The organism is Variovorax sp. LjRoot175 (assembly GCF_964253805.1).
Taxonomy (GTDB): domain Bacteria; phylum Pseudomonadota; class Gammaproteobacteria; order Burkholderiales; family Burkholderiaceae_C; genus Variovorax.
This window is the reverse complement of the sequence record NZ_CAXURY020000002.1, coordinates 546,080-560,246: the sequence shown is the minus strand read 5'-3', so window position 1 is coordinate 560,246 and position 14,167 is coordinate 546,080. Positions and strand designations below refer to the sequence as shown.

The window sequence follows — 14,167 nt, the reverse complement described above, 5'->3', positions numbered from 1 at the left end:
GGTAGTGCTTCGCTGAGAACGTGGTGTTGACGAAGGTCAACCTTGCGCCGCGCCGCGCCGCGCCGGCCCCAGTGCTTCGTCAATCTCGTTGAAGATGCTGGTGGCGCTGCCATCGTCGACCGGTGCATGATCGAAAGGCCCGGTGCCGCTGTGGTCGGCGTCGGACGCCGGCACGAAGCTTCCGCTGCGCAGGTCGAAGACATGGACTTCGCCCTCCTCGATCACATAGTGCCAACCGTGCAGCGCGAGCCGGCCGGACTCGACGCGTTCGCGCACCATCGGGTAGCCCATCAGTCGTTCCAGTTGCAGCACGACGCAGCGCTGCTCGGTGCGACGCAGCGCTCCGGGCGTCACCCGGACCGGCAGCACGGCCTCGCGCGCGAGGTCGAGCCAGGCCGCGAGGTTGGTCGCCTGCGGCACGTTCTCCTCGTACAGCGCCCGGATGCCGCCGCAGTGGCTATGGCCACAGACGACGATGCGCTCGACGCCGAGCCGGAGCACGGCGAACTCGATCGAGGCAGCCGTTCCGTGGTAGCCGGCGGAGCCATCGTGCGGCGGCACCAGCGCGCCGACGTTGCGGACGATGAACAGCTCGCCGGGCCCGGTGCCGGTCAGCAGATAGGGCACGAGGCGCGAATCGGAGCAACCAATGAACAGGATGTTCGGATGCTGGCCGTCCCGCACCAGGCTCTGGAACCGGTCCTGCACACCGGGAAAGCAGTCGTCGTGGAAGCGCCGCAGCCGCTGCAGCAGGTCATCGGACATCGCGCACCTACGGCGACTACTGGACCAGTGGCGTCTCGGCCGCATCGAGGTCCACGCCCTCGACCGTGGCCTGGCCGGCCAGCAGCTGAAGGCATTGGCGCAGCGCCGTCACGTAGGTCTGCTGACGCAGCGCCATGGCGACCGCGCCGCGTACCGACTCGAAGGACTGGGGCTCGCCGCCCTCGCGCTCCAGCACCTCCACCACGTGCAGGCCGAAGCGACTGTGCACCAGGCGTGGCAGAACGCCGACCTCGACATGACCGAAGATCTCACGAGCGAACTCCGGGGCGCAGTCGGCCGGGGTCAGCCATCCCAGCTCACCGCCCTGTTCGCCGCTCGGGCAGTTGGACAGCTCGCGTGCGGCCCGCTCGAAGCCAGCGCTCGCGCCGCCATTCGATTTGCCGTCGTGGCAGCGCACATCCAGCAGGCAGGCCTCTGCGCGATTGCGCAGTGCCACCACGTCCATGCCCGGCGTCACGGCGAACAGGACATGCCGCACCTGCACGCGCTGGCCCGTTCGGTAACGCGCCGGGTGTGCAGCATGGTGGCGCCGGCAGGCCTCCTCGGAGGGCTCCGGCATCTGCAGCTCGCGCTCCAGCCAGGCGTCGATGGCCTGCGACGCAGCCTCGCTGAGCAAGCCGTCGCCAGCCACGACGTCCGTGGGTGCCAGCAGTCCGCCCTGGATGGCGGCCTGACGCAGCAACTCGGAACACGCACGCTGGCGCAGTTCCTCGATCGACAGCACTTCGGCCTCGCTGTGGAGAGCCACGCCATTGATCCGCGCCACCTTGGGCGACGCAGCCTGGGCCACCGCGCCGGAATTGAAAGTTTCAACATTCATGAAGGTTTTCTCCTGGAGCTCAGACGCCCGCCCGGGGCTCGCGTGGCTCGTTGTGGCCAGCCGGCACATTCAGCCGGCGGCTGCGGACGACCTGGGGTGACCGGAACAGGAAGCGGACCGTCCCGAAGCCACTCCACACATGCACCAGCCGGCTGAACGGGAACAGCAGAAAGATCGTCATGCCGAACACGATGTGGAACTGGTAGGGCCATGGCAAGGCGGCCAGCGCGGTAGCATCCACCGGCCGCAGCGTGACAATGCGTTGCGCCCAGTCCGCCAGGATCAGCATCACGCTGCCATCGGCATGCGCCCACGAGAACGGTAGCGTGATCAGCCCCACGACGAGCTGTATCCACAGCACTACCAGCACCGCGATGTCGGTGGGATGGCTGGTGAGGCGGATGCGCGGATCGAACACGCGCCGATACAGCAGCAGCGACAGGCCGACGAAGCACAGTGCGCCCGCGATGCCGCCGGCCACGACGGCCAGCATCTGCTTGGTCGCCGCACTCATGAAAATGCCGTAGACGCTGTGCGGCGTGAACAGCCCGACCATGTGCCCGAAGAAGAGGAACAGGACGCCGAAGTGGAACAGATTGCTGCCCCAGCGCAGGGTGCCGGCCCGCAGCATCTGTGAAGAGTCGCTCTTCCAGCTGTACTGGTTCTGGTCGAAGCGGATCAGGCTGCCGGCCACGAACACCATGAAGCAGACATACGGATAGACTTGAAAAAGAAAGCCATACATGCCTTTCATGACGATGCTCCTTGTGTCACGTTGCTCTTGCGCACGATGTGAATGGGTTGCGCCTGCCCTGGCTTGGCCTGGCCCTTCGTCGAGCAGCCATCGAACACCACGGGTTCGGCCCAGCTCTCGTCGAGCGCCTCCTCGGCCGGCGGCTTGACCGGCTGCGCTTTCTCGCCGGCCAGTTCGAGCAGCGCGCCGAGCACGCTGGCGTACGGGCTGTTGCGATGCTGCAGTGCACCGAAGATGGCATTGAAGATGTGCGCCATCTCACCGAGAAAGGCGCGCGCCTCGCGCACCGGCTGCGTGGAGACAAACTCCAGCACGGCCGGCAGGTAGTCGGGCAGTTCGCCCTCGGCCAGAATCAGGCCGGCCTTCTCGTAGGTCTGCCCGAGGTCGATCATTGCCGGTCCGCGTTCGCGCGAATCGCCGTGCACATGCTCGAACAGGTGCAGGGAGGTGCCGCGCCCCCGGTCGAACAGGTCGACGTAGTCGGATTCAGCCTCCAGGGCATCGGCACGCCACAGCATGTCCATCAGCGCATCGAGTTCTGCAAGGCGCGATTGCGACAGGGCGCGTTCGTCCTGCAGCAGATCGCGCATTTCCGGCAGGTCGCTGCGCAGTTGCGCATCCGGGTAGCCGAGCACCGCCGCAAGCACGCGCAGGCTCTTCGTCATCGGACGCTGGGAGTTCAGTGCAAACATGGTCAGACCTCCGCCCGGATGGGAATCGTGCGCTTCTTCTCGCTGCCGAACAGGCTGACTTCGCTGGTGCCTTCCGAACATCCGTTGCCGAACGTGAAGCCACAACCGCCGCGCACATTGAAGGTGTTCTCCGCGTACTCGCGATGCGTCGTGGGGATCACAAAGCGGTCTTCGTAGTTGGCGATCGCCATCACCTGGTACATCTCCTCGACCTCCGCCTGGCTGAGGCCGACCTGCGCGAGTACCGCATGGTTGATGCGCCCGTCAACATGCTTCTCGCGCTGGTAGGCGCGCATGGCCAGCATGCGTTCGAGCGCCTTCACGATCGGCACGGTATCGCCGGCGGTCAGCAGATTGGCCAGGTACTTGACCGGAATGCGAAGCTGGTTGACGTCGGGGATCTCGCCGTTGCTGCCCACATGCCCCGCGTTGGCCGCGGCGCTGATCGGCGACAGCGGCGGCACGTACCACACCATCGGCAACGTGCGGTATTCAGGGTGCAGCGGCAACGCCACCTTCCATTGCACCGCCATCTTGTAGACCGGGCTGTTGCGCGCCGCCTCCATCCACTTGTCGGGAATGCCGTCGAGGCGTGCCTGCGCGATCACCTTCGGGTCGCTCGGGTCGAGGAAGATGTCGAGTTGCGCCTGGTACAGGTCGCGGTCGTGCTCTACGCTCGCGGCCTCCTGGATGCGGTCTGCGTCATACAGCAGCACGCCCAGATAGCGGATGCGGCCGACGCAGGTCTCACTGCATACGGTCGGCTGCCCGGCCTCGATGCGCGGGTAGCAGAAGATGCACTTCTCAGCCTTGCCGCTCTTCCAGTTGTAGTAGATCTTCTTGTACGGGCAGCCGCTCACGCACATGCGCCAGCCGCGGCACTTGTCCTGGTCGATCAGCACGATGCCGTCTTCCTCGCGCTTGTAGATCGAGCCCGAGGGGCACGACGCCACGCACGCCGGGTTCAGGCAGTGCTCGCACAGCCGCGGCAGGTACATCATGAAGGTGTTCTCGAACTGGCCGAGCATGTCCTTCTGCATCTGCTCGAATCCGTCCAGGTTCTTGTCCTTGCTGCGCCCGGAGAACTCGCCGCCGAGGATCTCCTCCCAGTTCGGGCCCCACACGATCTTGTCCATCTGCTTGCCGGTGATCAGGCTGCGCGGACGGGCGGTGGGCGTCGCCTTCATCTCCGGCGCCGACTGCAGGTGGCCGTAGTCGAAGGTGAAGGGCTCGTAGTAATCGTCGATCTCGGGCAGGCTCGGGTTGGCGAAGATGCGCATCAGCAGCTTCCACTTCGCACCCTGCCGCGGCTCGATCGCGCCGTTGGCCTTACGCACCCAGCCGCCGTTCCACTTGTCCTGGTTCTCCCACTCCTTCGGGTAGCCGATGCCGGGCTTGGTCTCGACGTTGTTGAACCAGGCGTACTCCATGCCGGGGCGGCTGGTCCAGACGTTCTTGCAGGTGACGGAACAGGTGTGGCAGCCGATGCACTTGTCCAGATTGAGCACCATGGCGATTTGGGCGCGGATCTTCATGCGACTTCTCCTTCGGCCTGCACGGGGCGGATCAGTTCGTCGGCGACCGGCGTGTCGAGCCAGTCGATCTTGTTCATCTTGCGCACCACCACGAACTCGTCCCGGTTGGTGCCGATGGTTCCGTAGTAGTTGAAGCCGTAGCTGAACTGCGCGTAGCCGCCGATCATGTGGGTGGGCTTGAGCACGATCCGGGTGACCGAGTTGTGGATGCCGCCGCGCGTGCCGGTGATCTCTGAGCCGGGCGTGTTCACGATCTTCTCCTGTGCGTGGTACATCATCACCATGCCCGGCTTGACGCGCTGGCTCACCACCGCGCGCGCCGCGATGGCACCGTTGATGTTGAACAGCTCGATCCAGTCGTTGTCGACGATGCCGACGCGCTTCGCATCGTCCTCGCTGATCCACACACAGGGACCGCCACGACTCAGCGTGAGCATCAGCAGGTTGTCGGTGTAGGTCGAGTGGATGCCCCACTTCTGGTGCGGCGTGATGAAGTTCAGCGCGATCTCGGGGTTGCCGTTCGGCTTGACGCCCTGGATCCCTGCGGTGGTCTTCAGATCCACCGGCGGGCGGTAGCTGGCGAAGCCCTCGCCGAACGCGATCATCCAGGGATGGTCCATGTAGAACTGCTGCCGTCCGGTCAGCGTGCGCCATGGAATCAGCTCGTGCACGTTGGTGTAGCCGGCGTTGTACGACACGGTCTCGCTTTCGATGCCGCTCCAGGTCGGTGAACTGATGATCTTGCGCGGCTGCGCCTGGATGTCCCGAAAGCGGATCTTCTCGTCCTCGCGGTGGATTGCCAGGTGCGTGTGATCGCGACCGGTCTGCTTGCCCAGCGCCTCCCAGGCCTTCACCGCCACGTGGCCGTTGGTCTCGGGCGCCAGCATCAGCACCACCTCGGCGGCGTCGATGTCGCTCTCGATCTTCGGCATCCCGCAGGTCACGCCGGGCTCGGTGACGAGGCCGGAGAGTTCGCCGAGCTGCTTCACTTCGGTCTGCGTGTTCCAGCTGATGCCCTTGCCGCCGTTGCCGGCCTTGTTCATCAGCGGCCCCAGCGCCGTGAAGCGCTTGAAGACGTTCGGGTAGTCGCGCTCGACCACCTGCAGGTTGGGAGCGGTCTTGCCCGGCACCAGCTCGCACTCCCCGCGCTTCCAGTCGCGCACCTCGAAGGGCTGGGCCAATTCCGAGGGGGTGTCATGCATCAGCGGGGTCAGCACCAGCTCGCGCTCGACACCGAGATGGCCGACGCAGACCTCGCTGAACTTTTTGGCGAAGCCCTTGTAGATGTCCCAGTCGCTGCGCGATTGCCAGGCCGGATCCACTGCCGTGGAAAGCGGGTGGATGAAGGGATGCATGTCGCTGGTGTTGAGATCGTTCTTCTCGTACCAGGTGGCCGTCGGCAGCACGATGTCGCTGTAGAGGCAGGTGGTGCTCATGCGGAAGTCGAGCGTCACCAGCAGATCGAGCTTGCCTTCGGGCGCCTTGTCGTGCCACACGACTTCTTCAGGCTTCGCCTCCTCTGCGCCGAGATCCTTGCCCTGCACGCCGTTGGTGGTGCCGAGCAGGTGCTTGAGGAAGTACTCATGGCCCTTGCCGCTGGAGCCCAGGATGTTGGAGCGCCACACGAACATGTTGCGTGGCCAGTTGTCCGGGTGATCGGGGTCGGTGCAGCTCATCTTCAGCGAGCCGTCCTTCAGCGCCCCGACGGCGTAGTCCTTCGGATCGACGCCGGCGGCCTGCGCGTCGCGCACCACCTGCAGCGGATTGGTCTGCAGCTGCGGGGCGCTCGGCAGCCAGCCCATGCGCTCGGCGCGCACGTTGTAGTCGATCATGCTGCCCGCATAGGTCTTCTTGTCGGCCAGCGGCGAGAGCACTTCTTCCATGCCCAGTTTCTCGTAACGCCACTGGTCGGTGTGTGCGTAGAAGAAGCTGGTGCTGTTCATCTGGCGCGGCGGGCGGATCCAGTCGAGCGCGAAGGCCAGCGCGGTCCAGCCGGTCTGCGGGCGCAGCTTTTCCTGGCCCACGTAGTGCGCCCAGCCGCCGCCGCTTTTGCCAATGCAGCCGCACATCATCAGCATGTTGATGACACCGCGGTAGTTCATGTCGCTGTGATACCAGTGGTTCATCGCTGCGCCGATGATCACCATCGACTTGCCCTGCGTCTTGTGCGCGTTCTCGGCGAACTGGCGTGCCACCGTGATCAACTGCGCGCGCGGCGTGCCCGTGATGCGCTCCTGCCAAGCCGGCGTGTAAGGGGTGTCGTCATCGAAGCTGCTGGCCGCCATCTCACCGCTGAGTCCGCGCGCCACGCCGTAGTTCGCCACCTGCAGGTCGAACACAGTCGCCACCAGCGCGTCGCGTTGGTCGCCTGCCTTGCCGAGCGCAATGCGCCTGACAGGCACGGTACGCACCAGCACGTCGGTCTGCTCGTTGTTGGGGAAGTGCTCGCTGACGATGCCGCCGAAATAGGGGAAGCCGACCCGCGCAGTTTCGGTGCTCGGCTGCTCACCCTCCAGCACCGACAGCCGAAGCTTCACCTCGTTGCCGTGGCGCGCCTCCCTGGCTTCGAGGTTCCATTGTCCTTCGTCGGCCCGTCCGTCGGCCCCCCAACGGAAGCCGATCGCGCCGTGCGGCAGCACCACCTTGCCCTCGTCGTCGAACGCGACGGTCTTCCATTCGGGATTATTGGCCTGACCGAGCTTGCCGTTGAAGTCCGACGCGCGCACATAGCGGTCGGGCACCATGACGACTTCGCCGCCAGGCAGCTTGTGCTCCTTGAGCATCACCAGCATCGGCATGTCGGTGTAGCGGCGCACATAGTCGTCGAAGTAGGCGCTGCGCTCACGGCCGCCATCGGGAAAGTAGAACTCCTTCAGGATCACATGGCCCATCGCCATTGCGACCGCCGCGTCGGTGCCCTGCTTCGGGTGCATCCAGATGTCCGCCAGCTTGGCGACCTCGGAATAGTCCGGCGTCACCGCCACCGTCTTCGCGCCCTTGTAGCGCACCTCGGTGAAAAAGTGCGCGTCCGGCGTGCGCGTCTGCGGCACGTTGGAGCCCCAGGCGATGATGAAGCTCGAGTTGTACCAGTCGGCCGACTCCGGCACGTCCGTCTGCTCGCCCCAGACCTGCGGGCTTGCCGGCGGCAGGTCGCAGTACCAGTCGTAGAAGCTCATGCAGACGCCGCCGATCAAGCTGAGATAGCGGCTGCCCGCGGCGTAGCTGACCATCGACATAGCCGGGATTGGCGAGAAGCCGATGATCCGGTCGGGGCCGTGCTTCTTGATGGTGTAGACATTGGCCGCGGCGACGATCTCGTTGACCTCGTCCCAGGTCGAGCGCACGAAGCCGCCGAGGCCTCGCACCTGCTGGTAGTCGCGGCGCTTGGCATCGTCTTCGACGATTGAAGCCCATGCGGCAACCGGGTCGTGCGCAATGCGCGCTTCACGCCAGCTCTTCAGGAGCCTGCCGCGCACCATCGGGTACTTGACGCGGTTCGCGCTGTACAGGTACCAGCTGTAGCTCGCGCCGCGGGCGCAGCCACGCGGCTCGTGATTGGGCATGTCCCAGCGCGTGCGCGGGTAGTCGGTCTGCTGGGTTTCCCAGGTGACGATGCCGCCCTTGACGTAGATCTTCCACGAGCACGAGCCGGTGCAGTTCACGCCGTGGGTCGAGCGCACGATCTTGTCGTGGGCCCAGCGGTTGCGGTAGGCGTCTTCCCAGGTACGGTCTTCGCCGGTGGTGACGCCGTGGTCGCCGGAGAAGGACTCCCTGGGCTGGCTGAAATAGCTGAGACGGTCTAGGAAATGGCTCATAGGATGATCTCCGGAAAATTCGGGCTCAGGGGTTCTTCACGTACGCGTTGGCGCGCAGGTAGAACCACCAGTTGAGGATGAGGCACAGGGCGTAGAACGCGGCGAAGCCGTACATGGCGAGCTCGGGCGTGGCGGCCTTGATCTGGGCGCCGATCACCACCGGTGCGATGAAGGCCCCGTAGGCCGCCACGGCCGAGGTCCAGCCGAGCACGGGACCGGCTTGCTGTCGGTCGAAGATCACACCGATGGTGCGGAAGGTCGAGCCGTTGCCGATGCCGCTGGCGGTGAACAGCACCACGAACAGCACCATGAAGATCAGGAAGTACTGCTCGGGCGCGGCCGAGCGGTAGGCCAGCAGCATCACGTAGCCCACCGCCGTCGATGCGAGCACCATCACCGCCGAGATGATCTGGGTGACGATCGAGCCGCCGATCTTGTCCGAGATCCAGCCGCCCAGCGGCCGCATTGCCGCGCCGACGAAGGGCCCGATCCAGGCGTAGGTGAGGGCCGAAGGCGCATTGGGGTTCTTCAGCACATGCTGCATCACGCCGGCCGCATCGGGCACATGGCTGACACCGAAGATCACCGTGATGGCCAGCGGCAGCGCCATCGAGAACCCGATGAACGAGCCGAAGGTCACGATGTACAGCAGCGTCAACGCCCAGGTGTGCCGGTTGCGGAAGATCTCGAACTGCTTGGCAATGCTCTCCTTCATCGGGCCGAAGGCGGTGAGCTTGAGCACCAGCAGCGTGCTGACGATGATCAGCGGCATCGCGACCCACATGTTCAGCACCCCGAGCCCGGTGGGCGGCGGCAGGTACAGGTACAGACCGAGGCCGGCCGGAACGAACGACAGCGTGTAGAGCCAGATGATCTTCAGGAAAGCGACGATCGGGCCGCCCGTGTTCGGCGAGACGGTCTTCAGGTTGTTCATGCCGAACCAGCACAAGGCTGCCAGCGGCACCAGCGACAACAGCCAGGCGAAGCCCGCGTTCTGGATCCAGGTGGGCGTGCCGGCCGCGATCTTTCCGAAGATCCAGCCGCTGTCCTTGACGAGCGTCATCGGTTCGCCACCCAGCGCGCCGAACAGGCCGGCCGTCATCACGAGCGGAATGACGATCTGCATGCTCGTCACGCCGAAGTTGCCCAGACCGGCGTTCAGCCCCAATGCCGTTCCCTGCAGCCGCTTGGGAAAGAAAGTGCTGATGTTCGACATCGAGCTCGCGAAGTTGCCGCCACCCACGCCCGACCACAGGGCCATCAGCTGGAAGGACCACAGAGGCCAGTCCTTGTGCTGCAGCACAATGCCGGTGCCGATGGCCGGCGCCAGCAGCATCGCGGTGGTCAGGAAGATGGTGTTGCGGCCGCCCGCAAGGCGAATCAGGAACGAGGCCGGAATGCGCATCGTCGCGCCGGCCAGCCCCGAGATCGCGGTGAGCGAGAACAGCTCGGCCTGGCTGAACGGAAAGCCCAGGTTCAGCATCTGGACCGTGATGATTCCCCACATGCCCCAGATCGCGAAGCCGCACAAAAGGCTGGGCACGGAAATCCACAGGTTGCGGTAGGCGATGCGCCGGCCTGTGGACGACCAGAAGACGTCGTCCTCGGGGCGCCAGTCGGCGATGTCGGCGCCGCTTGTGGGCCGCACTGGAGCCGTGGTGTCGATGGTGGGATTCATGCGGGTTCCTGCATTGAGGGAAGAGTGCTTCGGCCGCCGAGGCTGAAGGCGTGGGCGCGCCGACCCATGACCTCGGTGCCGCGCACCTCGGTCCAGTACATCCAGATCAGCGACACCCAGACCACGCCGTACATCAGCATGAAGGCGCTGGAGCGAATGCCGGTGAGGTCCACCAGCGCGCCGAACATGATCGGCAGCACGAAGCCGCCCAGTCCGCCGGCCAGGCCTACGATGCCGCTGATGGTTCCGATGTTCTCGGGGTAGTCGTCCGCGATGTACTTGAACACCGAGGCCTTGCCGAAGGCGAATGCGATGCCGAGCAGGAACATCAGGGCGGTGAAGGCGTAGACGTTCAGGCCGAGGTGAAAGGTCTTCGGGCCGTTGATGGTGAGAATGGTGAAGTCGGTCTGCGGGTAGCTCAGCAGGAACAGGCAGATCCAGCTGACCCACATGACCCACCAGGTGACTGAATGCGCGCCGTACTTGTCGCTCAGCCAGCCGCCGACCGCGCGCAGCACGCCGCCCGGCAGCGAGAAGCACGCGGCCAGCAGCGCCGCAGCGCGGATGTCGAGGCCGAACTCTCCGATGTAGTACTGCACCATCCACAGACTCAGCGCCACGTAGCCGCCGAACACGATGCTGTAGTACTGGCAATACTTGATGACCTTCGGGTCCTTCAGCGCGCGCACCTGGTCCGAGAAGCGGGTGTGGCTTGGCACACGGTGCGCGGGGTCGCTCGCGCTGAAGATCCAGAACAGCAACAGGGAACCGAGCATGACCGCGGCATAGACTTGCGGCACCATGGCCCAGCCGAAGGCAACGACCAGCGCCGGCGCGATGAACTTGTTGACCGCCGCGCCGGAGTTGCCGGCACCGTAGACGCCCATTGCGAAACCCTGGCGGTTCTTCGGGAACCAACGCGCCACGTAGGGCGTGCCGACCGAGAACGAGCCGCCGGCCAGGCCGACGAACAGGCCGATGACCAGGAAGTGCCAGTACGCCGTCGCGTAGCTCATCAGCCAGATGGCGGGCACGGTGAGCGCCATCAGCAGCGCCATCACGATCCGGCCGCCGTACTTGTCGGTCCAGATCCCCAGGGGCACGCGAATGAGCGAACCGGTCAGCACCGGCATGGCGGTCAGCAGGCCGAACTCGGTGGCGTTGAGCCCCAGCGTCTTCTTGATCGGGATGCCGATCACGCCGAACATCATCCACACCATGAAGCACACCGTGAATGCCAAGGTGCTGACCATCAGCACCGCCAGTGCCTGGCTCTTCTTGCTCATGACGAAGTCCACTCGTTGCTCATGAGCCGACTTTAGGAAGCACTGGCGCTTTGCGGCATCCTTCGGTGGGAGGGCCGTGCGGCGGCACAAGAACGATGCGGCCGGACGCCGGCATCCTCATGAAGAACTAGCGGTGTGGGAAAACGGCGCGCGCTTGCGCTGGATCAACCCAGGCCGTGCTCGACTGCGATAACGGCAGCCTGCACGCGCGAGCTCACGTCGAGCTTGCGCAGGATGTGCTGCACATGGATTTTCACGGTGGTTTCGGCAATGCCCAGCGAGCGCGCGATCTCCTTGTTGCCCTGGCCGTGCGCGATGCCGCGCAGGATATCCTGCTCGCGCGGCGACAGTGCGCGCAACGGCGCCGCGGGCTCCACCAACTGCGCGGGCTGCGGCGCGGCGGCGTCACAGTAGGCCGCCACCAGCTTGCCGGTCATCTCCTCGGCCACGATGCTCTCGCCGCGCATGGCACGACGGATCGCCGCGGCCAGCGCATCGCCCTCGATGGTCTTGAGCAGGTAGCCGCTCGCGCCTGCGCGCAGCGCGCCCGCGAGGTCGCGTTCGTCTTCGCTCACCGTCAGCATCAGCACCCGTGCTGCGGGCACGGCCTCGCGCAGTGCCGGCAAGGCATCGACGCCCATGACGCCGGGCAGGTGGTTGTCCAGGAGGATCACGTCGGGCTTCAACTCCTGGGCGCGGCGCTGCGCCTCGCCCGCGTCGCCGGCATCGCCGACAACCTCGAACTGCGGATCGCGATGTAGCAGTGCCGTCAGGCCACGCCGGAACAGCGTATGGTCGTCGACAACCAGGATGCGGATCTTTGGGGGCAGCTCGGTCATGAGGATTCAGGCGACCTGGTATTGCGGTGCCGCCACCGCGCCACCGGTACTGGACGTCATTGGCAGGGTCAGGACGACCGAGGTGCCGCGGCCGGGCGAGGACATCACGTCGAGCTGCGCACCCAGGCGTTCGGCGCGCTCCGCCATGATGCGCAGGCCCACGTGGGTCTCGTCGGGCGCGCCGTAGCCGTCGGGAAACCCGAGGCCATCGTCGCGCACCTCGAGCCGCCACTGCGGCGCCTGCTGCACGTCCAGCCACACCTGGCCGGCACGGGCGTGCTTGCGAACATTCGACAGCGCTTCCTGCACGATGTGCAGCACCTGGATCTGAGTGTCCGGGAGCAAGGGCATGCCCTGGCCGAGCATCTGCAGGCTTGCCTTCAGGCCGCTCTGGTGCTCGAATTTTCGCAGCGTCGTGAGAAGCGCGGGTTCGATGTCTTCGCTGTTGGCCCGGGTGCGGAAGTGCATCAGCAGCTCCCGCACGTCGCCGTAGCTCTCACGCACGCCGACGTCGATCTCGCCCAATACGTGCTGGACCTTCAGCGGATCGCCGGCAGCGATCGCGTCGCGCATGAGCTGGACCTGGATCTTCAGGAACGCGAGCGACTGGGCAATCGAGTCGTGCAGCTCGCGCGCGAGGAAGCCGCGCTCCTGCGAGATCGCGGCCTCCAGCCCGAGCGAGTTGAGGCGCAGGTTTTCCATCGCACCCGCGAGGTGGACCGTGAGCGATTCGAGCAGGGAGCGCTCGGCTTCGGAGATCGTGATCTGGGCGTGGAAGAAGAGGTCGACCTCACCCATCAGCCGCTCATGCAGCCGGATCGGTATGGACACCACGGTCTCGAAGCCGGCCTGGGCGCAATGTCGCATCCGGAGGGGCTGCATGGTACGGATCGGAATCACGCGCGCGCCCGACGACGCCAGCGGTGAGCCGCAATGGCAATCGCCGGCCGCCAAGCAAAGCTCGGCATCGGTCATCGCCTGCGGCAAGCCCTGCGAGGCGAGCATCAGATACCGGCGGTTCGCCTCGTCCGACCAGCGCAAGGCGACGCCGTCGGCATGTGCGATCCGGGCGATGCTCTGCGTGAACCCATGGGCCAGTTTGTCGAGCGTCGAGGCCTTGGCGACCAGCGTCGTCACCTCATAGAGGCATTCCAACCGGCCGCGCTCTTCCTCCAACTGCGCTGTCTTCTCCTGGACCCGGCCTTCCAGATTCCGGTACATGGCCTGAAGCTGCTCGGCCATGCTGTTGAATCCCTCTGCCAGGGTGCCGAACTCGTCCGTACTGGTGCGCACGACGCGGGCACCGAGATCGCCATCCTGGAGGCGATGAATGGCTCGCTTGAGCAATCCCAGCGGCTCCAGGACGAAGCGGTATCCGGTATGGACCAGCACTGCCGCGCCGATGAGCGCCACGCCCATCATCGCGACCTGCAGCAAGTGCATCAGCGCAGTCCACCGTGACAAGTGGGCTTCGATACCGGCGACGAATGCATCGATGTTCAACGTGAACGCGACGGCGTCGTCGCCAAGGCGGGTCGCGGCGCCAGGCAGCGTCGAATCGGCGAGGCGCCTGCGAAAGGCGGCCCAGTCGCGTTCGACCACAGCGAAGCGTTGGCGCACGGTGTCGTCCCAGGGTACGAACAACGGCCGTTCGGTGTCGCCGCGGCGCAGTCCCTGGAGGCTGCGCTCGAACTCTGCCACCTGCTGTGACAGCGCCCGCACATCGCCCGCGCCAGCCGACAGCACCATCCGATAGGTTTGCATGCGCATGCGCCCAGCTTCGTTGACCGCAGCGGCACCCCCCTCGATCTGCCATGACATGTAGACCAAGGTCGCGATGGCGCCAAGGGCTGCCAACAGGAACGGCATGGCGACCAGCGCCAGCTTGGCGCCCAGTGTCCATTGCCGAGATCTGTTCATCGAGCGCATGTCAGCGTTGCGGCAGCGGCCGCACAAGTGGAG

The 14,167-nt window shown here is 65.5% G+C and carries 10 protein-coding genes; all 10 read right to left on the bottom strand.

Translation table 11 applies throughout. The features are described 5' to 3' along the window. Nucleotides 1-36: 36 nt before the first annotated feature. The 10 genes from ACSQ89_RS32660 to ACSQ89_RS32615 all read right to left on the bottom strand — a co-directional run bounded on the left by ACSQ89_RS32660 (nt 37) and on the right by ACSQ89_RS32615 (nt 14,125). Nucleotides 37-765, bottom strand: coding sequence for a carbonic anhydrase (locus ACSQ89_RS32660; RefSeq protein ID WP_436296850.1), 729 nt, complete (start codon nt 763-765; stop codon nt 37-39). A 16-nt stretch (nt 766-781) separates the two neighbouring features. Next, nucleotides 782-1,606: a peptidylprolyl isomerase gene (locus ACSQ89_RS32655; RefSeq protein WP_436294665.1), complete on the bottom strand. Its 825-nt coding sequence runs from the start codon at nt 1,604-1,606 to the stop codon at nt 782-784. A gap of 19 nt (nt 1,607-1,625) precedes the next feature. Then, entirely contained in the window at nt 1,626-2,360 is a 735-nt protein-coding gene (gene narI / locus ACSQ89_RS32650) for a respiratory nitrate reductase subunit gamma (RefSeq protein ID WP_436294664.1), read from the bottom strand. Then, the gene (gene narJ / locus ACSQ89_RS32645; protein ID WP_436294663.1) at nt 2,357-3,052 is read right to left on the bottom strand and encodes a nitrate reductase molybdenum cofactor assembly chaperone; all 696 of its coding nucleotides are present in this window, start codon (nt 3,050-3,052) and stop codon (nt 2,357-2,359) included. Before narJ ends, narI begins: the two co-directional genes overlap by 4 nt. A 2-nt stretch (nt 3,053-3,054) precedes the next feature. Beyond that, on the bottom strand, nt 3,055-4,587 hold the full coding sequence (narH, locus tag ACSQ89_RS32640) for a nitrate reductase subunit beta (protein WP_436294662.1): 1,533 nt from the start codon (nt 4,585-4,587) through the stop codon (nt 3,055-3,057). Continuing rightward, a complete protein-coding gene (locus ACSQ89_RS32635; RefSeq protein ID WP_436296849.1) occupies nt 4,584-8,402 on the bottom strand; it encodes a nitrate reductase subunit alpha in 3,819 nt (1,272 codons plus the stop codon). Before ACSQ89_RS32635 ends, narH begins: the two co-directional genes overlap by 4 nt. A gap of 25 nt (nt 8,403-8,427) precedes the next feature. Then, entirely contained in the window at nt 8,428-10,080 is a 1,653-nt protein-coding gene (locus ACSQ89_RS32630) for an MFS transporter (protein ID WP_436294660.1), read from the bottom strand. Continuing rightward, nucleotides 10,077-11,366 (bottom strand): MFS transporter, encoded by a 1,290-nt coding sequence (locus ACSQ89_RS32625; protein ID WP_436294659.1) that lies wholly within the window; start codon nt 11,364-11,366, stop codon nt 10,077-10,079. The genes ACSQ89_RS32630 and ACSQ89_RS32625 overlap by 4 nt, the downstream gene beginning before the upstream one ends. 164 nt (nt 11,367-11,530) lie before the next feature. Next, the gene (locus tag ACSQ89_RS32620; RefSeq protein ID WP_436294658.1) at nt 11,531-12,205 is read right to left on the bottom strand and encodes a response regulator; all 675 of its coding nucleotides are present in this window, start codon (nt 12,203-12,205) and stop codon (nt 11,531-11,533) included. Nucleotides 12,206-12,211: 6 nt separating this feature from the next. After that, entirely contained in the window at nt 12,212-14,125 is a 1,914-nt protein-coding gene (locus ACSQ89_RS32615) for a type IV pili methyl-accepting chemotaxis transducer N-terminal domain-containing protein (protein WP_436294657.1), read from the bottom strand. Nucleotides 14,126-14,167: the final 42 nt, after the last annotated feature.